23 protein-coding genes are annotated in these 23,657 nt (G+C 71.2%); 9 read left to right on the forward strand and 14 right to left on the reverse strand.

The annotated features are described in order from the left end of the window. Positions 1–174: 174 nt before the first annotated feature. From hisF to hisD, 8 genes are read right to left on the reverse strand one after another with little or no spacing between them, the layout of a single operon-like run. The gene (gene hisF / locus ACGFYY_RS39565; RefSeq protein WP_365280739.1) at positions 175–930 is read right to left on the reverse strand and encodes an imidazole glycerol phosphate synthase subunit HisF; all 756 of its coding nucleotides are present in this window, start codon (positions 928–930) and stop codon (positions 175–177) included. Further along, entirely contained in the window at positions 927–1,316 is a 390-nt protein-coding gene (locus tag ACGFYY_RS39570) for a RidA family protein (protein ID WP_365280736.1), read from the reverse strand. The genes hisF and ACGFYY_RS39570 overlap by 4 nt, the downstream gene beginning before the upstream one ends. After that, positions 1,313–2,044 (reverse strand): bifunctional 1-(5-phosphoribosyl)-5-((5-phosphoribosylamino)methylideneamino)imidazole-4-carboxamide isomerase/phosphoribosylanthranilate isomerase PriA, encoded by a 732-nt coding sequence (priA, locus tag ACGFYY_RS39575; RefSeq protein WP_365280733.1) that lies wholly within the window; start codon positions 2,042–2,044, stop codon positions 1,313–1,315. Before priA ends, ACGFYY_RS39570 begins: the two co-directional genes overlap by 4 nt. Continuing rightward, on the reverse strand, positions 2,044–2,694 hold the full coding sequence (gene hisH, locus ACGFYY_RS39580; protein WP_365280730.1) for an imidazole glycerol phosphate synthase subunit HisH: 651 nt from the start codon (positions 2,692–2,694) through the stop codon (positions 2,044–2,046). The genes priA and hisH overlap by 1 nt, the downstream gene beginning before the upstream one ends. Next, the gene (locus ACGFYY_RS39585) at positions 2,691–2,858 is read right to left on the reverse strand and encodes a hypothetical protein (protein WP_030009964.1); all 168 of its coding nucleotides are present in this window, start codon (positions 2,856–2,858) and stop codon (positions 2,691–2,693) included. Before ACGFYY_RS39585 ends, hisH begins: the two co-directional genes overlap by 4 nt. Positions 2,859–2,860: 2 nt before the next feature. Further along, the gene (gene hisB / locus ACGFYY_RS39590) at positions 2,861–3,454 is read right to left on the reverse strand and encodes an imidazoleglycerol-phosphate dehydratase HisB (RefSeq protein ID WP_030009963.1); all 594 of its coding nucleotides are present in this window, start codon (positions 3,452–3,454) and stop codon (positions 2,861–2,863) included. Then, complete coding sequence (locus ACGFYY_RS39595) at positions 3,451–4,560, reverse strand: histidinol-phosphate transaminase (RefSeq protein WP_393717112.1); 1,110 nt, start codon at positions 4,558–4,560, stop codon at positions 3,451–3,453. The genes hisB and ACGFYY_RS39595 overlap by 4 nt, the downstream gene beginning before the upstream one ends. Continuing rightward, the gene (gene hisD, locus ACGFYY_RS39600) at positions 4,557–5,879 is read right to left on the reverse strand and encodes a histidinol dehydrogenase (protein WP_393717114.1); all 1,323 of its coding nucleotides are present in this window, start codon (positions 5,877–5,879) and stop codon (positions 4,557–4,559) included. Before hisD ends, ACGFYY_RS39595 begins: the two co-directional genes overlap by 4 nt. Positions 5,880–6,004: 125 nt before the next feature. Between hisD and ACGFYY_RS39605 the strand changes: the two genes are divergently transcribed. The 3 genes from ACGFYY_RS39605 (at position 6,005) to ybaK (ending at position 8,939) form a co-directional block, all read left to right on the forward strand. Then, positions 6,005–7,600 carry an oxidoreductase gene (locus ACGFYY_RS39605; protein ID WP_393717116.1) on the forward strand — a complete coding sequence of 532 codons (1,596 nt, stop codon included), beginning with the start codon at positions 6,005–6,007 and terminating at the stop codon, positions 7,598–7,600. 96 nt (positions 7,601–7,696) lie between these two features. After that, positions 7,697–8,434, forward strand: coding sequence for an LON peptidase substrate-binding domain-containing protein (locus ACGFYY_RS39610; protein WP_365280720.1), 738 nt, complete (start codon positions 7,697–7,699; stop codon positions 8,432–8,434). Positions 8,435–8,444: 10 nt separating this feature from the next. Continuing rightward, positions 8,445–8,939: a Cys-tRNA(Pro) deacylase gene (ybaK, locus tag ACGFYY_RS39615; protein WP_365280717.1), complete on the forward strand. Its 495-nt coding sequence runs from the start codon at positions 8,445–8,447 to the stop codon at positions 8,937–8,939. A 49-nt stretch (positions 8,940–8,988) separates the two neighbouring features. Here the strand turns inward: ybaK and ACGFYY_RS39620 are convergent, their stop codons facing one another. The 5 genes from ACGFYY_RS39620 to ACGFYY_RS39640 all read right to left on the reverse strand — a co-directional run bounded on the left by ACGFYY_RS39620 (position 8,989) and on the right by ACGFYY_RS39640 (position 13,579). Beyond that, the gene (locus tag ACGFYY_RS39620; protein ID WP_393717119.1) at positions 8,989–9,492 is read right to left on the reverse strand and encodes a hypothetical protein; all 504 of its coding nucleotides are present in this window, start codon (positions 9,490–9,492) and stop codon (positions 8,989–8,991) included. A 122-nt stretch (positions 9,493–9,614) separates the two neighbouring features. Further along, complete coding sequence (locus tag ACGFYY_RS39625; RefSeq protein WP_393717121.1) at positions 9,615–10,280, reverse strand: hypothetical protein; 666 nt, start codon at positions 10,278–10,280, stop codon at positions 9,615–9,617. A 47-nt stretch (positions 10,281–10,327) separates the two neighbouring features. Further along, entirely contained in the window at positions 10,328–11,212 is an 885-nt protein-coding gene (locus ACGFYY_RS39630; RefSeq protein WP_393717123.1) for an ABC transporter permease, read from the reverse strand. Beyond that, entirely contained in the window at positions 11,209–12,246 is a 1,038-nt protein-coding gene (locus ACGFYY_RS39635) for an ABC transporter ATP-binding protein (RefSeq protein WP_393717125.1), read from the reverse strand. Before ACGFYY_RS39635 ends, ACGFYY_RS39630 begins: the two co-directional genes overlap by 4 nt. A gap of 28 nt (positions 12,247–12,274) precedes the next feature. Continuing rightward, entirely contained in the window at positions 12,275–13,579 is a 1,305-nt protein-coding gene (locus ACGFYY_RS39640; protein WP_393717127.1) for an NYN domain-containing protein, read from the reverse strand. Between the two features lie 220 nt (positions 13,580–13,799). On the opposite strand from ACGFYY_RS39640, the gene ACGFYY_RS39645 reads away from it, so the two are divergent. Beyond that, positions 13,800–13,961 (forward strand): hypothetical protein, encoded by a 162-nt coding sequence (locus tag ACGFYY_RS39645; RefSeq protein ID WP_365277501.1) that lies wholly within the window; start codon positions 13,800–13,802, stop codon positions 13,959–13,961. Between the two features lie 73 nt (positions 13,962–14,034). Here ACGFYY_RS39645 and dnaE read toward each other — a convergent pair whose 3' ends face one another. Continuing rightward, a complete protein-coding gene (gene dnaE, locus ACGFYY_RS39650) occupies positions 14,035–17,577 on the reverse strand; it encodes a DNA polymerase III subunit alpha (RefSeq protein ID WP_393717130.1) in 3,543 nt (1,180 codons plus the stop codon). Positions 17,578–17,749: 172 nt separating this feature from the next. Here dnaE and ACGFYY_RS39655 point away from each other — a divergent pair, with 172 nt between their 5' ends. The 5 genes from ACGFYY_RS39655 (at position 17,750) to ACGFYY_RS39675 (ending at position 23,639) form a co-directional block, all read left to right on the forward strand. Further along, complete coding sequence (locus tag ACGFYY_RS39655; protein ID WP_365277507.1) at positions 17,750–19,084, forward strand: DUF2252 domain-containing protein; 1,335 nt, start codon at positions 17,750–17,752, stop codon at positions 19,082–19,084. 38 nt (positions 19,085–19,122) lie between these two features. Continuing rightward, positions 19,123–19,815, forward strand: coding sequence for a hypothetical protein (locus ACGFYY_RS39660; protein ID WP_393717132.1), 693 nt, complete (start codon positions 19,123–19,125; stop codon positions 19,813–19,815). A 48-nt stretch (positions 19,816–19,863) separates the two neighbouring features. Beyond that, on the forward strand, positions 19,864–20,658 hold the full coding sequence (locus ACGFYY_RS39665) for a DsbA family protein (protein ID WP_393717134.1): 795 nt from the start codon (positions 19,864–19,866) through the stop codon (positions 20,656–20,658). Between the two features lie 130 nt (positions 20,659–20,788). After that, entirely contained in the window at positions 20,789–22,450 is a 1,662-nt protein-coding gene (locus ACGFYY_RS39670; protein ID WP_393717136.1) for an alkaline phosphatase D family protein, read from the forward strand. A gap of 232 nt (positions 22,451–22,682) precedes the next feature. Beyond that, positions 22,683–23,639 (forward strand): zinc metalloprotease, encoded by a 957-nt coding sequence (locus tag ACGFYY_RS39675; RefSeq protein WP_393717149.1) that lies wholly within the window; start codon positions 22,683–22,685, stop codon positions 23,637–23,639. Positions 23,640–23,657: the final 18 nt, after the last annotated feature.

Below are 23,657 nucleotides of genomic sequence, written 5' to 3' on the forward strand. Positions count from 1 at the left end.
CCGCCCCACCCGAAGCCACCCCCAGCCCCGCCGGCGTTTGAGGCGCGACCACCGGACCGCACCCGGGAACGGCACCCGCACCGCCCGGCCAGGGCCACGGCACCGCCCGGCCAGGGCAACGGCGGACACCGGACCGGAAGCGGGACCGGGATCGGCAACCCCCCCGGGCCGGGGTCAGCGGATCGGGTGGCCCGCTTCGCGGAGGGCGGACTTGACTTCGGCGATGCGGAGGTCGCCGAAGTGGAAGACCGACGCCGCCAGCACCGCGTCCGCGCCCGCTTCGATCGCCGGGGCGAAGTCGGCCAGGCGGCCCGCGCCGCCCGAGGCGATCACCGGGACCGTGACGTGCTTGCGGACCGCCGCGATCATCTCGACGTCGTAGCCGTCCTTCGTGCCGTCCGCGTCCATCGAGTTGAGCAGGATCTCGCCCGCGCCCAGCTCCGCCGCCCGGTGCGCCCACTCGACGGCGTCGATCCCGGTGCCCTGGCGGCCGCCGTGCGTGGTGACCTCGAAGGTCCCGGCGGCGGTGCGGCGGGCGTCGACCGAGAGGACGAGGACCTGCCGGCCGAATCGCTCCGCGATCTCCTGGATCAGCTCGGGGCGGACGATGGCGGCCGTGTTCACGCCCACCTTGTCCGCTCCCGCGCGCAGCAGCTTGTCGACGTCGTCGGCCGTGCGGACGCCGCCGCCCACCGTGAGCGGGATGAAGACCTGTTCGGCGGTGCGGCGCACCACGTCGTACGTGGTCTCGCGGTTCCCGGAGGACGCGGTGATGTCGAGGAAGGTCAGCTCGTCGGCGCCCTCGGCGTCGTACAGCTTGGCCATCTCCACCGGGTCGCCCGCGTCGCGCAGGTTCTGGAAGTTGACGCCCTTGACGACCCGGCCGTTGTCCACGTCCAGGCAGGGGATCACCCGTACGGCGAGGGTCATTCCGCCACCGCCTTGTACGCCTCTACCTCCACCTCGACGACCATGCTGGGGTCGACGAAGCCGGAGACGATGAGCATGGTCGCGGCGGGCCGGACCGCGTCGAAGAGCTGCTTGTGGGCGCGGCCCACCTCTTCGACGTCCCGGGCGTGCGTGAGGTACATCCGGGTGCGGACCACGTCCTCGGGTCCCATCCCGGCCTCGGCGAGCGCCTTGAAGGCGACCTCGAAGGCCTTGACCGTCTGGTCGTAGGGGCCGCCCGCGTCGGCCGCGGTGCAGCCGGAGACCAGGACCAGCCCGTTGGACAGGGCCACGGCGCGGGAGTAGCCGATGACGTCCTCGTAGGCACCGCCGGAGGAGATGCGGCGCACGTCGGGGGAACTGCTCATGCGGAGACCACCTTCAGGGCTTCTTCCAGGGTGAAGGCCTTGGCGTACAGGGCCTTGCCGACGATCGCGCCCTCGACGCCGAGCGGGACCAGTGCGGACAGCGCCCGCAGGTCGTCGAGCGAGGAGATGCCGCCGGAGGCGACGACGGGCCGGTCGGTGGCGGCGCAGACGTTCTTCAGCAGCTCCAGGTTGGGGCCGGTCAGCGTGCCGTCCTTGCCGATGTCGGTGACGACGTAGCGGGCGCAGCCCTCGGAGTCGAGGCGGGCGAGGGTCTCGTAGAGGTCGCCGCCCTCGCTGGTCCAGCCGCGGCCCTTGAGGGTGGTGCCGCGGACGTCGAGGCCGATGGCGATCCGGTCGCCGTGCTCGGCGATGGCCTTGGCGGCCCACTCGGGGGTCTCCAGGGCGGCGGTGCCCAGGTTGACGCGGGTGCAGCCGGTGGCGAGGGCCGCGGCGAGCGAGGCGTCGTCGCGGATGCCGCCGGACAGCTCGACCTTGATGTCCATGGCGCGGGTGATCTCGGCGACCAAGGCGCGGTTGTCACCGGTGCCGAAGGCGGCGTCCAGGTCGACCAGGTGCAGCCACTCGGCGCCGGAGCGCTGCCAGGCGAGGGCCGCGTCCAGCGGGGAGCCGTAGGAGGTCTCGCTGCCGGACACCCCGTGCACGAGGCGGACGGCCTGGCCGTCGCGGACGTCGACCGCGGGCAGGAGTTCGAGCGTGGGTGCGGTCATCACAGGGTCTCGATCCAGTTGGTGAGGAGCTGGGCGCCGGCGTCGCCGGACTTCTCGGGGTGGAACTGCGTGGCCCACAGGGCCCGGTTCTCCACCGCCGCCACGAAGCGCTCGCCGTGGGTGGCCCAGGTGACCTTGGGGGCGCGGATCGCCGGGTTGGTGACTTCGAGGCTCCAGTCGCGCGCCGCGTAGGAGTGCACGAAGTAGAACCGGGCGTCGGCGTCCAGGCCCTTGAAGGCCTGGCTGTCGGCGGGGGCCTCGACGGTGTTCCAGCCCATGTGGGGGACGATCGGGGCCTTGAGCGGGCCGACCGTGCCGGGCCACTCGTCCAGACCCTCGGTCTCGACGCCGTGCTCGATCCCGCGCTCGAAGAGGATCTGCATGCCGACGCAGATGCCCATGACCGGGCGGCCGCCGGAGAGCCGGCGGCCGATGATCCAGTCGCCGCGGGCGTCCTTGAGGCCCTGCATGCAGGCGGAGAAGGCGCCGACGCCGGGGACGAGGAGTCCGTCGGCGTCCATGGCCTTGTCGTAGTCGCGGGTGATCTCGACGTTCGCGCCGACGCGGGCGAGGGCCCGCTCGGCGGAGCGGACGTTTCCGAAGCCGTAGTCGAAGACGACGACGTTCTTGGTGGGGCGGACTGCGCTCATTCCCAAATTCCCTGGATTCGCAGGACTCCGGCGGCCAGACACATCGCGGAGGCCAGAGCGAGCAGAATGATGACCGATTTGGGCATCTTCTGCTTCTGGAAGGAGTAGACGCCCCCGGCCAGGAACAGGCCGAGGACGATCAGGATGGTGTTCAGGCCGTTCACGGCTAGAGGGCGCCCTTCGTGGAGGGCAGGATGCCGGCCGCGCGCGGGTCGAACTCGGCGGCGTAGCGCAGGGCCCGGGCGAGGGCCTTGAACTGGCACTCCACGATGTGGTGGGCGTTGCGCCCGTACGGGACGTGGATGTGCAGGGCGATCTGGGCCTGTGCGACGAAGGACTCGAAGATGTGCCGGGTCATCGTCGTGTCGTACGTGCCGATCATCGGCGCCATGTTCTCGGGCTCGGTGTGCACGAGGTAGGGGCGGCCGGACAGGTCGACGGTCACCTGGGCGAGGGATTCGTCGAGCGGCACGGTGCAGTTGCCGAAGCGGTAGATGCCGACCTTGTCGCCGAGGGCCTGCTTGAAGGCGGCGCCCAGCGCGAGGGCGCTGTCCTCGATGGTGTGGTGGCTGTCGATGTGCAGGTCGCCCTCGGTCTTGACGGTGAGGTCGAAGAGGCCGTGGCGGCCGAGCTGGTCGAGCATGTGGTCGTAGAAGCCCACGCCCGTCGAGACGTCGACCTGGCCGGTGCCGTCGAGGTTTATCTCGACGACGACCGAGGTCTCCTTGGTGGTCCGTTCGACCCGTCCGATGCGGCTCATGCGTGCTGCTCCTTCTTCAGTGCGCGAACCGCTTCCAGGAACGCGTCGTTCTCCGTCGGGGTGCCGGCGGTGACCCGCAGCCATCCCGGTACGCCGTTGTCCCGGACCAGGACGCCCTGGTCGAGGATCTTCTGCCAGGTGGTGTGCGAGTCCTCGAACTTCCCGAACTGGATGAAGTTCGCGTCGGAATCGGTGACCTCGAAGCCGATCGCCCGCAGTTCCACGACCAGGCGGTCGCGCTCGGCCTTGAGCTGCTCGACGTAGCCGAGCAGGGTGTCGGTGTGTTCCAGGGCGGCCAGTGCGGTGGCCTGGGTGACGGCCGACAGGTGGTACGGCAGGCGCACCAGCTGGACGGCGTCGACGACGGCGGGGTGCGCCGCCAGGTAGCCCAGGCGCAGACCGGCCGCGCCGAAGGCCTTGGACATGGTCCGGGAGATCACCATGTTGGGGCGGCCCTCGATGAGGGGCAGCAGCGAGTCCCGGTGGCTGAACTCCACGTAGGCCTCGTCCACGATCACCAGGGAGGGCTTGGTCGCCTGAGCGGCCTCGTAGAGGGCGAGGACCGTCTCGGCCTCGACCGCGGTGCCCGTGGGGTTGTTGGGCGAGGTGATGAAGACGACGTCGGGGGCGTGCTCGGTGATCGCCCGCTCCGCCGCCTCCACGTCGATGGTGAAGTCCTCGCGGCGCGGGCCGGAGATCCAGCCGGTGCCGGTGCCGCGGGAGATCAGCGCGTGCATCGAGTAGGAGGGCTCGAAGCCGAGGGCGGTGCGGCCGGGTCCGCCGAAGGTCTGCAGCAGCTGCTGGATGACCTCGTTGGAGCCGTTGGCGGCCCAGACGTTCTCGCGGGCCACGGGGTGCTTGCCGGTACGGGTGAGGTAGGCGGCCAGCTGGGTGCGCAGCTCGACCGCGTCCCGGTCGGGGTAGCGGTTGAGGGTGCGGGCCGCCTCGGCGACGCGCTCGGCGATGCGCGCGACGAGTTCGGCGGGCAGCTCGTACGGGTTCTCGTTGGTGTTCAGTTGGACGGGCACGTCGAGCTGCGGGGCGCCGTAGGGGCTCTTGCCGCGCAGCTCGTCCCGGATGGGCAGGTCGTCGATGCCGAAGCTCACTGGGTGGGCACCTTCCATCCGAAGCGCGCCTTCAGGGCGGCGCCGTGCGCGGGCAGGTCCTCGGCCTCGGCCAGCGTCACCACGTGGTGGGTGACCTCGGCGAGGGCGTCGCGCGTGTAGTCGACGATGTGGATGCCGCGCAGGAAGGACTGCACGGACAGGCCGGAGGAGTGGCAGGCGCAACCGCCGGTGGGCAGCACGTGGTTCGAGCCGGCGCAGTAGTCGCCGAGCGAGACCGGGGCCCACGGGCCGACGAAGATCGCGCCGGCGTTCCGGACGCGGGCGGCCCAGGCGGCGGCGTCGGCGGTCTGGATCTCCAGGTGCTCGGCGCCGTACGCGTCGACGACCTTGAGGCCGTCCTCCAGGCTGTCGACGAGCACGATCGCGGACTGCTTGCCGGCGAGGGCGGGCTTGATCCGGTCCTCGACGTGCTTGGTCGCGGCGACCTGCGGCTCCAGCTCCTTCTCGACGGCGTCCGCGAGCTCCGCGGAGTCCGTGACGAGCACGGCGGCGGCCAGCGGGTCGTGCTCGGCCTGGCTGATCAGGTCGGCGGCGACGTGCACCGGGTCGGCCGTGGAGTCGGCGAGGACGGCGATCTCGGTCGGGCCGGCCTCGGTGTCGATGCCGATCTTCCCCGTGAAGTAGCGCTTGGCGGCGGCGACCCAGATGTTGCCGGGGCCGGTCACCATGTTGACCGGGAGGCAGTCCTCGGTGCCGTACGCGAACATCGCGACGGCCACGGCCCCGCCGGCCGCGTACACCTCGTCCACGCCGAGCAGCGCGCACGCGGCGAGGATCGTGGGGTGCGGGAGCCCGCCGAACTCCTTCTGCGGCGGGGACGCGAGCGCGATCGACTCGACGCCCGCCTCCTGGGCCGGTACGACGTTCATGACGACGGAGGAGGGGTACACGGAGCGGCCGCCCGGGGCGTACAGCCCCACGCGCTCCACCGGAACCCACTTCTCGGTCACCGTGCCGCCTGGGACCACCTGGGTGGTGTGCTCGGTGCGGCGCTGGTTGCGGTGCACGATCCGGGCGCGCCGGATCGACTCCTCCAAGGCGGCGCGGACGGCCGGGTCCAGCTGTTCCAGGGCGGCCTTGATCGCCTCCGCGGGCACCCGGACCTGCGAGAGCTCGACCCCGTCGAACCTCTGCGCGTACTCGATCAGCGCCGCCGTGCCACGATGATGGACGTCCTCGCAGATGGGCCGCACCTTCTCCAGGGCAGCTTCTACGTCGAACTCGGCACGGGGCAGCAGATCGCGCAGGGCGCCACCCTCGGGGAGGGCGTCACCGCGCAGGTCGATACGAGAGATCACCTCACAATTCTCTCAGACCGCTTCGCGCCACCGTCCGCCCGTATCACTGGCTGATACAGGCCCCGCATGTCACAGGGGCCCGATAGCGTTCCCCTACACGTGGATGACAGCGGAGGGGGGCCGCCGTGACCGAGGCGCGCACGGACGAGGAACCGGCGGATCTCACCGCTTCAGAACGCCGGATGTGGGACGCGTACCGCACGGGCAGCGTCTGCGATCTCAGCGCCCGCGCCGCCGACCGGGACGATCCGCACGCCGAGCACGTCTGGGGGCCCGAGCGCAGCGTCCGCGCCCGGGTGGTCGCCCGGCTGCTGTTGCACGGGCCGCCGCCGGTGCCGGGGCGGGTGGCCTCGCTCAAGCTGCGCGGGGTGCGGATCGCCGGGCGGCTGGAACTGTCCGGTGGCACGGTGGCCCCGTACGTGGAGTTGCAGTCCTGCCGCTTCGACAGCGAGATCCAGCTGTCCGAGGCCCGGTTCGGCACGCTGCGGATGGTCAACTGCGCGATACCGCGGCTGGAGGCCGCCCGGCTGCACACCGAGGGCGATCTGCACCTGCCACGCTGCCGGGTGGCGCGCGGGATCCGGCTGACCGACGCGCAGATCGGCACCGATCTGCTGATCAGCCAGGCCGTGGTGCAGCGGGACAGCAAGGGCCGGGCGATCGCCGCCGACGGGCTCTCCGTCGCACAGGACTTACAGGGCGAGCTGCTGGAGACGCACGGGGAGGTCAGCCTGCGCGGAGCCAAGGTCGGCGTGTCGATGAACCTGCGCGGCGCCCGCCTGCGCAACCCGTCCGGGCGGTTCGCGCTGAACGCCCCGCAGCTGACGGTCGAGCGGACCCTGTACCTGACCTCCATCGCGCTGGACTACGCCGCGTACGGGGGCACCTCCACTCCCCCGTACGGGCTGGGGCCGACGCCCGTACGGGGCCGGCGGGCCCGGTACTTCGAGTGCGTGGGCGGGCTGCGGCTGGACGACGGGCGGTTCGGGGACGCCATCGACTTCTACGGCGCCCGGTTCACGCTCACGGACGAGCAGGAGATCTCCCTGCGCCGGATCCAGACCCCCGAGTTCCGTTTCGTCGGTGAGCGGCCGGAGTGCGGGCGGGTGGTGGTGTCGGGGGCCAAGGTGGTCAAGCTCGTCGACACCTCCACGAGCTGGCCGGGCCCGGGCGGGTTGTCCATCGAGGGGTTCGTCTACGAGAACCTCGCGCCCCGGGGCCATTTCCCGCTCTCGCGCCGCCTGGAGTGGGTGGCGGCGGCCACTCCCGAGTACTCGCCGGAGCCGTACGAGCGGTTGGCCGCGGTGCTGCGGGCCAGTGGCGAGGACCAGGAGGCCCGCGAGGTGCTGCTGGCCAAGCAGCGACGGCGGCGGGCCACGCTGCCGCCCGCCCCGAAGGCGTGGGGGTACCTCCAGGACTGGACGGTGGTCTACGGCTACCGGCCGGGCCGGGCCGCGCTGTGGATGGCGGTGCTGTGGGCGGCGGGGGCGTTGACGTTCTCCCAGCTGGACCCGCCCGCGATCAAGGCGGACGAGCATCCGCAGTGGAGCGCCGCCCTATACGCGCTGGACCTGCTGCTTCCGGTGATCGACCTCGGTCAGCAGGGGCAGTGGAAGCTGGAGGGCGGCTGGCAGTGGGGGGCGGCGGGCCTGGTCGTGATGGGCTGGATCCTGGCCACGACGGTGGCGGCGGGGGCCTCGCGGCTGCTGCGGCGGGGGTGATCGTGGCGGGGGTCGTCCGACGGTTCGCGCACGTGCCGCCGTCCGCCCCTCAAACGCCGGACACCCTCCGGCGCCCGGGCGATTACCCTGTGCCAGGTGACCACCGTTCGCCTGCCCCTCTTCCCGCTGAACTCGGTGTTGTTCCCGGGACTCGTCCTCCCGCTGAACATCTTCGAGGCGCGTTATCGCGCCATGATGCGCGAGCTGCTGAAGGCGGGCGAGGACGAGCCGCGCCGCTTCGCGGTCGTCGCGATCCGCGACGGCCGGGAGGTCGCGCCGACCGCGCCCGGCCTGCCGGACCAGACGGCCCTGCCCGAGCGGGGCCCGGCCGCGGGCTTCGGCTCCGACCCGATCCAGGCCTTCCACCGGGTGGGCTGCATCGCCGACGCGGCGACCGTACGGGAGCGGGAGGACGGCAGCTTCGAGGTCCTGGCGACCGGTACGACGCGGGTGCGCCTGCTCTCGGTCGACTCCTCGGGCCCGTTCCTGACCGCGGAGCTGGAAGAGCTCCCGGAGGACGCGGGCGACGGCGCGGGTGTGCTGGCCGAGGGGGTGCTGCGGGCCTTCCGCAACTACCAGAAGCGGCTGGCCGGGGCCCGTGAACGGTCCCTGACCGGCGCGGAGCTCCCCGACGAGCCCTCGGTGGTCTCCTACCTGGTGGCAGCGGCGGCCGTGCTGGACATCCCGGCGAAGCAGCGGCTGCTCCAGGCCCCGGACACCGCGACGCGGCTGGCGGAGGAGCTGAAGCTGCTGCGTACGGAGACGGCGGTGATCCGTCATCTCCCGTCGCTGCCGGCGGTGGACCTGACCCGTGCCCCGACGAGCCCGAACTGAGCGCACACCGATGGCGAAGAAGTCCAAGCAGGCGGCAGGTACCCCGGCGATCGTCGCCCTGACGGCGGCGGGCGTCGCGTTCACCACGCACGCGTACGAGCACGACCCGGCCCATCCCTCGTACGGGGAGGAGGCAGCGCAGGCGCTCGGTGTCTCACCCGCCCAGGTCTTCAAGACGCTGGTGGCGGACGTGGACGGCGTCCTGACGGTGGCGGTGGTCCCGGTCTCGGGGTCGCTGGACCTGAAGGCCCTGGCGACGGCGGTCGGCGGCAAGCGGGCGGCGATGGCCGACCCGGCCCTGGCGGAGCGCACCACGGGCTACGTCCGCGGCGGCATCTCCCCGCTCGGTCAGCGCAAGCGCCTCCGTACGGTGATCGACACCTCGGCCGCGGCGCACCCCACGATCTGCTGCTCGGCGGGCCGCCGAGGCCTGGAGATCGAACTCTCCCCGTCGGACCTGACCGCTCTCACGGCAGCCACCGTGGCCCCGATCGCCCGCCCGTAGCGGTACCGGCCGACGCGGCCCGGCCCGCGCCCCGTGAACAGTCCTGGGCTCAGGTCTGCAGATCGGCTTCTGCGGCGGCGAAGAACTCGTCGGCGACGGCGCGGGCACGATCGAGGTCGGTGAGCGGTTCACCGAGGATGCGCCCGGCCAGCTCCGCGGCCAGCGCGAGGACGCCCTCGCGGAGCTCTGCCTCGGCGATCACCCGGTCGGCCTCCAGCTGCACCGTGGCCGCGGCGACCATCTCCTCGCGCGCCTTCTGCCCCTCGGCGCGAACAGCGGCGAGGAGGGCGGCGCCCTCCTCCAGGGCGGCCTGCCGGATCTGCGAGGCCTCGTGACGCGCGGCAGTCAACTCCGCCTGGTATGCGGCACGGACGCGCTGCGCGTCCAGCTGGACCGCCCCGGCCCGCTCCAGTACGCCCGTGGTGGCCTCTTCACGCTCGGCCAGGATCTTGTCGATCCTCGGCAGGAGGACCTTGGCCAGCGCGGCGAAGACCGCGAGGAAGGTGATGAGGCCTGTTATGAGCTCAATGACGTTCGGCTTCAGGGGTCCCATGATCGAATCATAACGGCGCGCAAGCGTTTGAATTCGAACAGCGACGACGGAATGACTTGAAATCGCCTGGCCGCGGCCCTGTCCGCGTTCGAGGCGCGGGGTCCGGGCAGCGCCGGGCACGGTCAGGCGCGGGGAGGCTCCGGGGCCGCGGGCGCCGCGTCGGCGGACGGCGGCTGCGGCGCCTGGTAGTACCCCGACCAGCCGATCACCGGCACGGGATCCGGATCCCGCGGTGTCCACAGCGCGGTCATCCCCAGGTGCAGCAGCACGGCGGTCATCGGCCACGCCAGCAGCGCCCCGTGCGCGAGCAGCTCCAGCGGCGCGTCGAACGCGACCCCCTCGCCCGCCTTCTTCGCGGCGGCGACCAGGTCCGACGACGGCCCCAGCCACAGCCCGAACCGCCATCCCACCAGCGCCCCGAAGACCGACCCGACCGCGAGCCCGATCACCAGCGGCACACCGCCGGACCGCCGCCACAGGAAGGTGCCGACGGCGCTGAGCACGCCCAGCCCCAGCGCCAGCAGGAAGAAGGTGCCGTCGGATGCGATCCGCGCCTCGCTCTCGGGGCTGCGCAGGAACACCGCCTCCCCGTTGGAGACGTACTGCACCCGGGGGGCCAGCCACACCCACAGCAGGCCGAGGAGCAGTCCGGCCGCCCCGACGAGCAGGGCGACGAGGGCCCCGTCCCGGATGTCCTCCGGGGTGATCGCCCGGGCGGCGGCTCCCGGCTTCTCGGGCTGGAGCGGCGGCGGGTCGACGGGGGACTGCGGGGTCACGGCTTCGGTCACCCCCACATCGTGCCAGGTGTGCCCGGCAGCGGCGTCGGCGGACCGCGTCAGCGGACGGCCGCCCGGCGGTACGCCCAGGTCGCGACGGTCAGCGAGAGGACCCCGACGGCCCCGCACACGCCCAGGTCGAGGGCGACGGCGGCCCAGTCCGGTTCCGGGGCGAAGGTACGGGCGAAGGCCTCGACGCCGTACGTGGACGGCAGCAGGTCCCGGGCCCACACGATCACGTCCGGCATCCGCTCCGGCGGCAGCACCCCGAGCAGCAGCGCCGCCGACATCCCGAGCTGCCCCGCGAGGGTGGCCAGCTCCTGCCGCGGTGCCAGCAGCCCCAGCGCCGCGCCGAGCCCGGCCAGCGCGGCTCCGGCCAGCGGCACCACCGCGGCGAGGATCCACAGTCCGCTCATCGGCAGCCCGAACAGCAGGCATCCGAAGACCGCGGTGACGAGGGTCCCCGGCAGTGTGAAGGAGGCGTAGGCGGCGGCCGCGCCCAGGACCACCGACGCGGGCGGCACGGGCAGGGTGGCGTAGTGGTCGAGGCCGCCGCCGGCCCGCAGCTGCCCGAAGTACTGGGCGAGCAGGTTCAGGGCGACGAAGGCGACGACGAGCACCGAGGAGCCGGCGACGACGGCGCGGGCCTCGGAGCCTCCGTCGACCACGCCCCGCATCAGGATCATGATCCCGACGGACTGGAAGGTGGCGACGAACAGCAGCGGGATCCGGGCCACCCGGGCCCGGGACAGCTGGGCCCGGTAGACGGCCGCCAGGGAGGGGAAGAACCGAGCGCCGGGCGCCAGCGGCGCGGGCTGCGGTGCCGGGGCGCGGCCGGTGGTGGCGTCGGTCGGCGCGGCCCCCGGGGCGGGTGACGGTGCGGCCCCCGGAGCGGCGTCGGGCGCGAGCACGGCCCGGACGGCTCCCGTCGAGCGGTCGCTCACGACTTCACCAGTCCTTTCGTCTTGCCGCCGAGGGCCAGGTACACGTCTTCCAGGCTGGGGGTCGCCAGGGTGAAGTCGTCGAGCGCGGCGAAGGCCGGGCTGCCGGTGACCGAGGCCACCGCCGCCCTCGCCTCGTCCGGCGCCAGCCGGAGCACCCAGCGGCGCCCCGATTCGACGGCCCGGTCGCGCAGCCGCGCGACCTCGGGGACCTCCAGCGGAGCGGTTTCGCGCCACACCAGCTCCAGCCGGACCTCGCCCGAGACGGTGGCCTTCAGGCCGGACGGCGTGTCGCAGGCGATGACCTTGCCCTGGTCGATGACGGCGACCCGGTCCAGGACGGTCTCGGCCTCGATCACGTTGTGGGTGACGAGCAGGACCGTGGCGCCGTGCTGGGCGCGCCGCCGGTCGACGGCGGACCACACGGCCCGTCGGGCGACCGGGTCCATGCCGGTGGTGGGTTCGTCGAGGACCAGGACGGGCCGCTCCCCCGCCAGCGCGGTGGCGAAGCAGGCGAGGCGGCGCTGGCCGCCGGAGAGTTTCTTCAGGGGCCGGCCGGCGATCGGGGCCAGCCCGAGCTCCTCCAGCACGGTGTCCCGCGCGGCGCGGGCGGCGCGGACATCGAGCCCGCGCAGCCGCCCGGTGGTCTCGACGGCCAGCGCCACCGTGAGCTCGTCCAGGGCGGTGGACTCCTGCCCCAGGTAGGCGAGCAGCCGGGAGGCCCGCTCGGGGTGGCGTACGAGGTCGTGGCCGAGCAGGGTCACGGCGCCGGAGTCGGGCCGCATCAGGCCGGTGAGCTGGCGGACCAGGGTGGACTTGCCGGCGCCGTTGGGGCCGAGCAGGCCGAAGATCTCGCCGCGCCGGACATCGAGGGAGATCCCGTCGTTGGCGCGGGTCTCGGGCAGGGCGGGAGCCCCGCGCCGGCCGCGTACCGCGGGATACGTCTTGACGAGGTCACGCACCGCGCAGATGACGTCCGGCGCCGCTCCCGCGGCCGCCGCCGTGCTGTTCCCCGCCTGTGCTGTGCCCGTACTCACGAGGGAGCAGCCTACGGGGTTCCCGGCCCTACTCGGCCGTCGGGGTCAGCGGGGCGCCGAGGTCGCCGGGGGTGGATCCGGGCCCGGCCGTGGGTACGGCGACCACGTGTTCGGCGGCGGCGCGGACGTCGATCTCCCGCCAGAACCCGGCCCGGATGGCGTAGCGGTCGTGCTCGTCGATCTGGTCGTCCTTGTGCGCGAGCAGCCCGAACCGGGCGGCGTAGCGGAGCAGTTCGCCGTCGATCCGGTGCGGGATCCGCGGGTACATCGTGGCCAGCTTCTGCAGGTGCACGGTCTCGGGGAGCCGTTCCATCCACCGTCGGGCGAACACCTGTCCCACCTCGAACGGGTCGCCGCCGACGGTGGTGATGTCCTCCTCGCGGTCCGCCCAGCGCTGTTCGGCGCTGGTGAGCTGGGCGAGGGTGGGCAGCGAGGCGGTCTCGGCGGGCTCTCCCAATGGTCCGGCCCGGTCGATCCAGCCCTTGTCGGAGGACCAGCGCAGGGCGCTGGCGGGGGCGTGGGCGCCGCTCGGCGCACTGGGGCCGCTCTGCGGGCCGGTGGCGCGCAGGGCGCCGGCCAGGTCCTTGGGCGTGGGTACCGGTTTGCCGCCGGGCGTGGCGGGCGCGGGTACGGGGACCCCGTCGCGGTCCTCCGGCCCGGGGGTGGCGGCGCCGTTGCGGGCGGCCTCGGCGAGCGCGGCCTCGGGCAGGGGGGCGGAGAGGATGGCGGCGATGTCGGGGCGCGGGGCGGGCGGCGGGGAGCACAGTCCGGTGAGGTCCTTGGCGCGGACCGCCCGGGTGATCCAGGCCCGGTCCAGGACGCGGCGTTCGTCGGCCTCGGCGACGAGGTCCTCGGACTGGTTGTAGTCCCCGTCGGCTGCCTGGACGGCCCACAGGTGGACGGCGACCCCGTGTTCCTTGGCGGACATCAGGCCGGGCAGCAGGTCTCCGTCGCCGGTGACGAGTACGACGTCGGAGCAGGCCCGGTTGCGGGCGAGCTCGGTGAGCTCGGCGTGCATGGCGGCGTCGACGCCCTTCTGGGCCCAGCGGCCGTCGCTCCGGGTCAGGGCGCCGAGGCGGACGGTGACCCGGGGCATGACGCGCAGCCGCCGGTGTTCGGGCTGGGGCACCCGGTCGGGTGCCCCGTCGAACCAGTAGATGCGCAGCAGGGGCTGCTCGGTGTCGGCCTCGGCCCGCTCGCGCAGTCCTTGGATGAGGGCGGCGTGGTCGATGGTGATCCGGGAGCGGGAGGGCTCCCCGGCGAGAAGGCTGGCGGCGGCACCCAGCAGGTAGCCGGCGTCCACCAGGACGACGCAGCGGTCCACGTGTTCCACCCTCTTCCCTGGGGGTCCTCTGTGCTTTGCGGCGGTTCCCCGAGTCTGCCCGACCCCAAGGGTGTTGAAGGCCGGAACTCGATCATCGGCGTGGCGGATCTCACTGTCGACGGGGCGGGAGGCATCGACTACGCGCAGTAATGATCCAAAATGCGCCGTTTCTGGCGTTGTGTGAGTGTGAAGGCGGTCCTGGCCCCTAGACCCTCACGGAGGTTCCACCATGGCCAAGAACAAGAACCAGAAGCAGCCCGCCAAGCAGCAGCCCCGGTCGGGGCAGGATCCGACCAAGGGCTCGGCGGAGACCGAGTCGATGTCCTCCTCGGCCCCGAGCCCGATGGACATGGCGCACAAGCGCAAGGAGAAGAAGTTCGGCCACAACTGACGGCCGTACTCGAACGCGGAAGGGCCCGCCCGGTACTCGGGGCGGGCCCTTCCGCGCGTGTCGTCCGGGGGTGCTATCCGGCCAGGCAGGACGGTCCGAGCAGCACCTTGAGGTCGCCGAAGAGCGCCGGGTCGGGCTTGACCCGGTGCTTGTCGAGGCGGAGCACGGTGGTGGTGCGCGGCCCTTGGAGCTTGATGCGGACCTCGCTGTTGCCCTGGTGGTGGCGCAGGATCTCGCCCAGACGGGTCACCATCGGAGGCGTGACCTTGACGGTGGGGATGGTGAGGATCACCGGGGCGTTGGTGCCGGCCGAGGAGAGGTCGGGGACCATCATCTCCATGGCGACCAGGCGGGGGACGTCCTCGCGCTTGTCGAGGCGGCCCTTGACGAAGACCACGGTGTCCTCGACCAGTTGGGTGGAGACGAGCTGGTAGGTCGCCGGGAAGAACATGCATTCGATGGAGCCGGCGAGGTCCTCGACGGTGGCGATGGCCCAGGCGTTGCCCTGCTTGGTCATCTTGCGCTGGAGGCCCGAGATGATGCCGCCGATGGTGACGACGGCGCCGTCGGAGTGCTCGCCGCCGGTGAGCTGGGAGATACCGGCGTCCGTCTTGTCGGAGAGCACGTGCTCCAGGCCGAAGAGCGGGTGGTCGGAGACGTAGAGGCCGAGCATCTCGCGCTCCTGGGCGAGCAGGTAGGACTTCTCCCACTCGACGTCGGAGAACTCCACGTCGAGACCGAAGCCGGGCTCGTCGCTCGCGTTCTCGTCACCCATTCCGCCGAAGAGGTCGAACTGCCCCTCGGCCTCCTTGCGCTTGACGGCGACCACGTTGTCGATCATCGACTCGTGGTGCGCGACCAGCCCCTTGCGGGTGTGGCCCATCTCGTCGTAGGCGCCGGCCTTGATCAGCGACTCGACGGTGCGCTTGTTGCAGACGACGGCCTCGACCTTGTCCAGGAAGTCGGGGAAGGAGGAGAACTTCCCCTTGGCCTTCCTCGTCCGGATGATCGACTCGACGACGTTGGTGCCGACGTTGCGTACCGCGGTGAGGCCGAAGAGGATCACGTCGTCGCCCTGGGCCGCGAAGTTCGGCTCGGACTCGTTCACGTTCGGCGGCAGGACCTTGATGCCCATGCGGCGGCACTCGTTCAGGTAGATCGCGGACTTGTCCTTGTCGTCCTTGACCGAGGTGAGCAGGCCGGCCATGTACTCGGCCGGGAAGTTCGCCTTGAGGTAGGCGGTCCAGTAGGAGACCAGGCCGTACGCGGCCGAGTGGGCCTTGTTGAAGGCGTAGCCGGCGAAGGGGACCAGGACGTCCCACAGGGCCTTGATCGCCGCGTCGCTGAAGCCCTTGCTCCGGGCGCCCTCCTCGAAGATGACGAAGTTCTTCGCCAGCTCCTCGGGCTTCTTCTTGCCCATCACGCGGCGCAGGATGTCGGCCTCGCCGAGCGAGTACCCGGCGATGATCTGGGCGGCCTTCTGGACCTGCTCCTGGTAGACGATCAGGCCGTAGGTGACCGCGAGGACCTCTTCGAGCGGCCCCTCCAGCTCGGGGTGGATCGGGGTGATCTCCTGCTGCTTGTTCTTGCGCAGGGCGTAGTTCGTGTGCGAGTTCATGCCCATCGGGCCCGGCCGGTACAGGGCCGAGACGGCGGAGATGTCCTCGAAGTTGTCGGGCTTCATCAGGCGCAGCAGGGAGCGCATGGGTCCGCCGTCGAACTGGAAGACGCCGAGGGTGTCACCGCGGCCGAGCAGTTCGAAGGTCTTGGGGTCGTCGAGCGGGAGGCCCAGGAGATCGATGTCGATCCCCTTGTTGGCCTTCACCATCTTGACGGCGTCGTCCATGATCGTGAGGTTGCGCAGGCCGAGGAAGTCCATCTTCAGCAGGCCGAGCGACTCGCAGCTCGGGTAGTCCCACTGGGTGATGGTGACGCCGTCGGTGTGCCGGACCCAGACGGGTACGTGGTCGGTGATGGTCTCGCTGGACATGATCACGCCGGCGGCGTGCACGCCCATCTGGCGGACCAGGCCCTCCACACCGCGGGCGGTGTCGATGACCTTCTTCACGTCCGGCTCGTTCTCGTACATCCCGCGGATCTCGCCGGCCTCGCCGTAGCGAGGGTGCTGCGGGTCGAGGATGCCGGAGAGCGGGATGCCCTTGCCGAGGACGTCGGCGGGCATGGCCTTGGTGAGGCGGTCGCCCATCGCGTACGGGTAGCCCAGCACGCGGGCCGAGTCCTTGATCGCGTTCTTGGCCTTGATGGTGCCGTACGTGCCGATCATGGCGACCTTGTCGGCGCCGTACTTCTCGGTCACGTACCGGATCACCTCCACGCGCCGACGCTCGTCGAAGTCGATGTCGACGTCGGGCATGGAGACGCGCTCGGGGTTCAGGAAGCGCTCGAAGATCAGGCCGTGCGTGAGCGGGTCGAGGTCGGTGATGCCCATGGCGTAGGCGACGATCGAGCCGGCCGCGGAGCCTCGGCCCGGGCCCACCGCGATGCCCTGGTTCTTGGCCCACATGATGAAGTCGGCGACGACGAGGAAGTAGCCGGGGAAGCCCATCGAGATGATCGTGTCCATCTCGTACTCGGCCTGCTGCATCCGGTCCTCCGGGATGCCTCCGGGGTAGCGGCGGTGCATGCCGCGCATGGTCTCCTCGCGGAACCAGCTGACCTCGGTGTGGCCGTCCGGGATGTCGAACTTCGGCATCAGGTTCCGGAACTTGAACATGCCCTCGGTGTCGATCTGTTCCGCGACCAGCCGTGTGTTGGCGCAGCCCTCCTGCCAGGCGTCCGAGGAGTCGATCGCGTACATCTCGTCGGTCGACTTCAGGTAGTAGCCGGTGCCGTCGAAGCGGAAGCGGTCCGGGTCCGAGAGGTTCTTGCCGGTCTGGATGCAGAGCAGCGCGTCGTGCGCGGTGGCCTCGCTCGCGTACGTGTAGTGCGAGTCGTTCGTCACCAGCGGCGGGATGCCGAGCTTCTTGCCGATCTCCAGCAGCCCGTCGCGGACCCGGCGCTCGATCTCGATGCCGTGGTCCATCAGCTCCAGGAAGTAGCGCCCCTCGCCGAAGATGTCCTTGTAGTCGGAGGCGGCCTGGACGGCCTCGTCGAACTGGCCGAGGCGCAACCTGGTCTGCACCTCGCCGGACGGGCAGCCGGTGGAGGCGATCAGGCCCTCGGACCACTTGGAGATGGTCTCCTTGTCCATCCGCGGCCACTTCGTGAGCCAGCCCTCGGCGTAGGCGTCGGAGGACAGCCGGAAGATGTTGTGCAGGCCGGTGGCGTTCGACGCCCAGATGGTCTTGTGGGTGTAACCGCCGGAACCGGAGACGTCGTCGCGCTTCTGGTGCGGCTGGCCCCACTGGATGCGCCGCTTGTTGCGCCGGGACTCGGGGGCGACGTACGCCTCGATGCCGATGATCGGCGTGACGCCGGCCTTCTGCGCGGTGTGGAAGAAGTCATAGGCGCCGTGCAGATTGCCGTGGTCGGACATGGCGATGTGCGTCATGCCCATCTCGTTGCACGCGTTGAACATGTCCTTCAGCCGCGCGGCACCGTCCAGCAGCGAGTACTGGGTGTGGACGTGCAGGTGCGTGAACGGCGGCTTTGTCACGGCGCGGGTCCTCCGGCGGCGGGGGTGAGGGGGCAGCTTCGAATCCTACGTCGGCCGGCTGACAGATCACGGGCACTGACCGGTACGGTCGGGCGTTGCAGAACCAGGAGGGCCGATCCGACGTCCAGTCGGTCGGAACCTGAAACAGCCCGTGCACCAGGAGGAACCCGCCATGGCGGTCCCCGAGACGACCGACGAGCAGCGCGCCGAGCAGATCCTCGACGTGTTCGACACCGCTTTCGGTGAGCTGCTCGCCGCCGACCCCGCTGCCTTCCAGGTCAAATTCCGCAAGATGGCGGCTTCGGCCTTCGCCTTCTACCGGGGTACGGCCTGCCTCTTCTACTCCGACCTGGAGCGGGACCGGCACGGCGGCCCGTACCTGGACGAGCGGACGGGCCGGGTGTGGATCCACGGAGACCTGCACGCCGAGAACTTCGGCACGTACATGGACTCCAACGGCCGGCTGATCTTCAACGTCAACGACTTCGACGAGGCCTACGTCGGCCCCTTCACCTGGGACCTGAAGCGCTTCGCCGCCTCCGTCGCCCTGATCGGCTACACCAAGGCGCTCAGCGACGGCCAGATAAGCGAGCTCGTACGGATCTACGCGGGCGCCTACCGGGAGCGGATCCACATGCTGGCCGCCGGGGCCAAGAGCCATGACCTGCCCGAGCTGCCCTCCTTCACCCTGGACACCGCCGAGGGCCCGCTACTGGGCGCGCTGCGCTCGGCCCGCTCCCGGACCCGTTTCTCCCTCCTGGACTCCATGACGGAGATACGCGACCACGAGCGCCGCTTCACCTCCGGCGGGGGCTCCATCGAGCTGGACGCCGCCACCCGGTACAAGGTGCTGGCCGCCTTCGACGGCTACCTGGAGACCCTCCCCGACGAGTCCCTGGTGCGCCCGGACTCCTACCGGGTCAAGGACGTGGTGGGGCGCCGGGGCGTCGGCATCGGCTCGGCGGGCCTGCCCTCGTACAACATCCTGCTGGAGGGGCACAGCGACGCCCTGGAGAACGACGTCGTGATCTACCTCAAGCAGGCGCAGACCCCGGCGGCCTCCCGGCACATCACGGACCGGGCGGTGCGGGAGTACTTCCGGCACGAGGGGCACCGCACGGTCATCTCGCAGCGCGCCCTGCAGGCGCACGCCGACCCGTGGCTGGGCTGGACGGAGCTGGACGGGGCCGGGCAGCTGGTGGCGGAGGTCTCCCCGTACGCGGTGGACCTGGACTGGTCGGACCTGGACGACCCGGAGGAGATCGCGGCCGTCGTCGCCGATCTCGGCCGGGCGACCGCGACCATGCACGCGTCGGCCGACGAGGCCGAGAGCGGGCAGTCCCTGGTGCCGTTCTCCACCGAGCGGGCCATCGACGCGGCGATCGCGGCCGACGAGGAGGGCTTCGCGGCGCTGCTCGTGGACTTCGCCCACGCGTACGGGGCCAGGGCGCGCGCCGACCACCAGATCTTCGTGGACCTCTTCCGTAACGGGCGTCTCACTCCCTGAGCCGCTGTTCCACAGGAACGCATGGCACACTCGCGAGGATGGACATTTCCGGGACGGGACTCAGGGGGCTGCGGGCCGCGCTGTTCAGCGCGCTGGTCGTACTGCTCTCCTCGGGCTCGCACGTCCTGATGTCCCAGGTCCCGCTGCCGCGCACGTTGGTGGTCGGGGCCTTCGCGGGTGTGTTCGCGATCGCCTACGCGCTGGCCGGCCGTGAACGGGGCTTCGGCCCCATCGCCGGGCTGCTCGTCCCGCTGGAGCTGGCCGCCGACACCGTCTTCACCACCGGCCAGCACCTCTGCTACGGCCCTGCGGGCGGACCCGTCGCGGGGCCGCTGCGCGCCATGGGCCTGGACGCCCTGTGCGGAGGTACGTCGGTGGGCGGACCGCTGGCCGAGGTGACGGGACCGGTCGACGCCGCCGCGCTGCTGGCCTCGCCCGGGCCGTACACGCCCTGGCTGCTGCTCGGCACGCACGTCTCGGTGGGGCTGCTGGCCGCCGCCTGGCTGCGCCACGGCGAGCGGGCGCTGGGTCGGCTGCTGCGGGCGGTGGCGGCCTTCGCGTTCCGGCCGCTGCTGCTGGCCTCGGCCTCGGCCTCGGCCACGGTGATCTGCCGGCCGGCGCGGGCGCTGCCGCGGTCGGTCCGCTCGGCCGCCGGGGCCCTCACCCGCTTCCCGGCACACTCCGTGGGACGGCGGGGACCCCCCGTGCTCGGCGCCCTCGCGCGCGCCTGACGCACGTACGGCAGTCCCTTCCACACGTCACACCCCACGGAGATCATGATGAGTTCACGCAACAGCCAGGCGAACAAGGCAGCGGCCCGCGAGCGGCTGCGCGCCGAGCGCGAGGCCCAGGCCAAGAAGGACAAGGTGCGCCGCCAGGTGATCGTGGCGGGCGGGGTCGTGGTCGCGCTCGGCGTGATCGGTGCCATCGCCTACGGGGTCGTCCAGAGCAACCAGCCCGGTCACTGGGAGAAGGCCGCCACGGCGGAGCTGGTCAAGCCGAAGAACACCGAGGGCGAGAACGGCACCACGGTCGTCATCGGCAAGCCCGAGGCGAAGAAGACCCTGGAGCTGTACGAGGACTCCCGCTGCCCGGCCTGCGCCGCCTTCGAGCAGGCCTCCGGTGAGCAGATCCACAAGGACGTGGACGCGGGCAAGTACAAGCTCCAGTACATCGGCGCCACCTTCATCGACAACGCGGTCTCGGGCGAGGGCTCGAAGAACGCGCTGAGCGCCCTGGGCGCGGCGCTGAACGTCGGCCCGCAGGCCTTCCTGGACTACAAGGGCGCGCTCTACTCCAAGGACCTGCACCCCGAGGAGAGCGTCGACAGCTTCGCCAAGGACGACTACCTGCTGAAGGTCGCGGACACGGTCCCGGCGCTCAAGGGCAACGCCGAGTTCAAGAAGGCCGTCGAGGACGGTACGTACGACCGGTGGGCGCTGGAGATGTCGAAGACCTTCGACAAGTCCGGGGTGAAGGGCACGCCGACCCTGAAGATGGACGGCAAGAAGATCGAAACTCCGCAGACGGCGGAGCAGTTCACGGCGGCGATCGACAAGGCCCTGCAGGGCTGATCCCGGGGCAATCCGGAAATCACCGTCCGGACGTACCGCTTCGAGGGGCGGGCGAACTCCCAGAGTTCGCCCGCCCTTTGCATTCCCACACCTGGCCCAGCGGGTGTACCCGTCGGTAATATGATCATCCGTGACCAGTCATCTCACCTCCTCCCAGTCCGCGGCAACTCCCCGCCGTCGCACGGTCGTTCTGGCCGCCGCGGCCACGGCCGCGGCGGCCCCCCTCACCTCGTTGGGCGCCTCGGCCGCCCACGCGGCGGGCGTCGCGCCCGCCTTCCTCCACGGCGTCGCCTCGGGCGACCCGCTGCCCGACGGGGTCCTGCTGTGGACCCGCGTCACCCCGACCCCCGAGGCCGTACCCGGCTCCGGGCTGGGCCCGGCCACCCAGGTGAGCTGGGAAGTGGCGTCCGACAAGGGCTTCTCCCGGATCGTCGGCTCCGGCACCGTCACCGCGAGCGCCGCCACCGACCACACGGTCAAGGTGGACGTGCGCGGTCTCCAGCCGCAGACGGCGTACTGGTACCGGTTCACCGCCGGCGCCACCGTCTCCCCCGTGGGACGCACGCTGACCACCCCGGCCCACGAGGCGACCACCGACGGGGTCCGCTTCGGCGTGGTCTCCTGCGCCAACTGGGAGTCCGGCTACTTCTCCGCCTACCGCCACCTGGCGGCCCGCACGGATCTGCACGCGATCCTGCACCTGGGCGACTACATCTACGAGTACGGGTCCGGGGGATATCCGGAGGCGAAGTACGTCGTCCGCCCTCACGAGCCGAAGCACGAGATCGTCTCGCTCGCCGACTACCGCACCCGCCACGGCAAGTACAAGACGGACGCGGACCTGCAGGCACTGCACCACGCGCACCCGATCATCGCCATCTGGGACGACCACGAGTTCGCCAACGACGCCTGGGCCGGCGGCGCCGAGAACCACACGCCGGGCGCCGAGGGCGAATGGGCGGCCCGCGCCGCCGCCGCCAAGCAGGCGTACTTCGAGTGGATGCCCGTACGCGCCTCCATCGCGGGCACCGTCTACCGGCGGCTGCGCTTCGGCACCCTCGCCGACCTGCACCTGCTCGACCTGCGCTCCTTCCGCTCGCAGCAGGTCAAGATCGGCAGCGGCTCGGTGGACGACCCGGAGCGCACCATCACCGGGCGCGCCCAGCTGGACTGGCTCAAGGCGGGCCTCGCCGGGTCGGAAGCGACCTGGAAGCTGGTCGGCACCTCGGTGATGATCTCACCGGTGGCCTTCGGCTCGCTGCCCGCGCACCTGCTGAAGCCGCTGGCCAAGCTGCTCGGCCTGCCCGAGGGTGGGCTCGCGATCAACGTGGACCAGTGGGACGGGTACACGGACGACCGCAAGGAGCTGCTGGGGCACCTCAAGGACCGGGGCGTCAAGAACACGGTGTTCCTGACCGGCGACATCCACATGGCGTGGGCGAACGAGGTCCCGATGAACATGGCCACCTACCCGGGCTCGGGGACGGCGGCGACCGAGTTCGTGGTCACCTCGGTGACCTCCGACAACCTCGACGACATGCTGCACGTCCTGCCGGACACCCTCTCGCTGGTGGCCGAGTCGGCCATCAAGGCCGCCAACTGGCACGTGAAGTGGCTCGACATGGACGCGCACGGCTACGGCGTGCTGGACGTGACGGCGGAGCGCTCGCAGATGGACTACTACGTGGTGTCCGACAAGCGGCAGCAGGGTGCCACCTCCGCGTGGAGCCGGTCGTACCGGACGCTCAACGGGACCCAGAAGGTGGAGCGGGTGCATCAGCCCGTCCGCTGATCGACCGTCGAATTTCCGGCCACATGGGGCGCCTGGTACATACCAGGCGCCCCATGTGCATCAGAAGCAACAAATCTTTTACGTAAGGCACTTGACCTGAATATGTCATGCACACATAAGCTTCGCGCCAGCTGAAGAAGATCCTTCAGGCCACCACCCCCCACAACCCCCCACGCGAGGAGCACACGTGCGCGCAGTTGCCCGCATATCCCCCCTTCTCCGCCGCCGCCTGATGGGCACGGCGGTCCTGGCCGGAACCTTGGCGTTCACGCCGCTCGCCGCCCCCACCACGCTCGCGGCCGCCGCCAAGTCCCCCGCCGAGGTCTGCGCCGACCAGCCCGCCTCCTCCGGCGCCGCGAACGCCCGTGTCGCCCGCGCCCACGACGAGCACGCGGACGAGCCCAACGCGATCACCGACGCGCAGGCGAAGTCCATGGACGCCGACCTGAAGGCGAAGCTGGACAAGGCCCTCAAGAACCAGCCCCAGCGCAGCCTGGCGGCCGCCGAGGCCGTCGTGAACATCCCCGTGTACTTCCACGTCGTGCACTCCGGCACCACCGGCAAGTTGACGTCCACGGACGTCAGCAAGCAGCTGGCGGTCCTCAACGCGGCCTACGGCGGCCAGGGCACCGGGAACGTCAACACGAACTTCCAGTTCACCCTGGCGGCCACGGACTACACGGACAACGCCACCTGGTACAACCTGGCTTCCGGCTCGCAGGCCGAGAAGGACATGAAGAACACCCTGCGCAAGGGCGGCCCGGGCGCGCTCAACTTCTACACCGCCAAGCTCTCCGGCGGCCTGCTGGGCTGGGCGACCTTCCCGACCTCGTACGCCTCCAGCCCCAAGATGGACGGCGTGGTCGTGCTCGACAGCTCGCTGCCGGGCGGCTCCTCCGCCAACTACAACGAGGGTGACACCGCCACCCACGAGGTCGGCCACTGGCTGGGGCTCTACCACACCTTCCAGGGCGGCTGTAACGGCAACGGCGACTACGTCTCCGACACCCCGGCCGAGAAGAGCGCCGCGTACGAGTGCCCGACCGGGCGCGACAGCTGCGCGAGCAAGCCGGGCGTGGACCCGATCCGCAACTTCATGGACTACACGTACGACTCCTGCATGTACCAGTTCACCGCCGGCCAGGTGGCTCGCATGTCGAGCAGCTGGACCGCGTACCGCGCGGGCTGACCCCACGGGCCGACCCAC

Origin of the sequence: Streptomyces sp. NPDC048331 (assembly GCF_043201215.1) — a bacterium.
In the GTDB taxonomy this organism is placed as follows: Bacteria; Actinomycetota; Actinomycetes; order Streptomycetales; family Streptomycetaceae; genus Streptomyces.

Bases quoted from the DNA above. Each gene is read 5' to 3' on its own strand.
- ACGFYY_RS39570 (WP_365280736.1), bottom strand. From the start codon at position 1,316: ATGAGCAGTTCCCCCGACGTGCGCCGCATCTCCTCCGGCGGTGCCTAC.
- hisH (WP_365280730.1), bottom strand. From the start codon at position 2,694: ATGAGCGCAGTCCGCCCCACCAAGAACGTCGTCGTCTTCGACTACGGC.
- ACGFYY_RS39655 (WP_365277507.1), top strand. From the start codon at position 17,750: ATGGCGGTCCCCGAGACGACCGACGAGCAGCGCGCCGAGCAGATCCTC.
- hisF (WP_365280739.1), bottom strand. From the start codon at position 930: ATGACCCTCGCCGTACGGGTGATCCCCTGCCTGGACGTGGACAACGGC.
- ybaK (WP_365280717.1), top strand. From the start codon at position 8,445: ATGGCGAAGAAGTCCAAGCAGGCGGCAGGTACCCCGGCGATCGTCGCC.
- priA (WP_365280733.1), bottom strand. From the start codon at position 2,044: ATGACCGCACCCACGCTCGAACTCCTGCCCGCGGTCGACGTCCGCGAC.
- ACGFYY_RS39675 (WP_393717149.1), top strand. From the start codon at position 22,683: ATGGGCACGGCGGTCCTGGCCGGAACCTTGGCGTTCACGCCGCTCGCC.
- ACGFYY_RS39620 (WP_393717119.1), bottom strand. From the start codon at position 9,492: ATGGGACCCCTGAAGCCGAACGTCATTGAGCTCATAACAGGCCTCATC.
- ACGFYY_RS39660 (WP_393717132.1), top strand. From the start codon at position 19,123: ATGGACATTTCCGGGACGGGACTCAGGGGGCTGCGGGCCGCGCTGTTC.
- hisB (WP_030009963.1), bottom strand. From the start codon at position 3,454: ATGAGCCGCATCGGACGGGTCGAACGGACCACCAAGGAGACCTCGGTC.
- ACGFYY_RS39645 (WP_365277501.1), top strand. From the start codon at position 13,800: ATGGCCAAGAACAAGAACCAGAAGCAGCCCGCCAAGCAGCAGCCCCGG.
- ACGFYY_RS39665 (WP_393717134.1), top strand. From the start codon at position 19,864: ATGAGTTCACGCAACAGCCAGGCGAACAAGGCAGCGGCCCGCGAGCGG.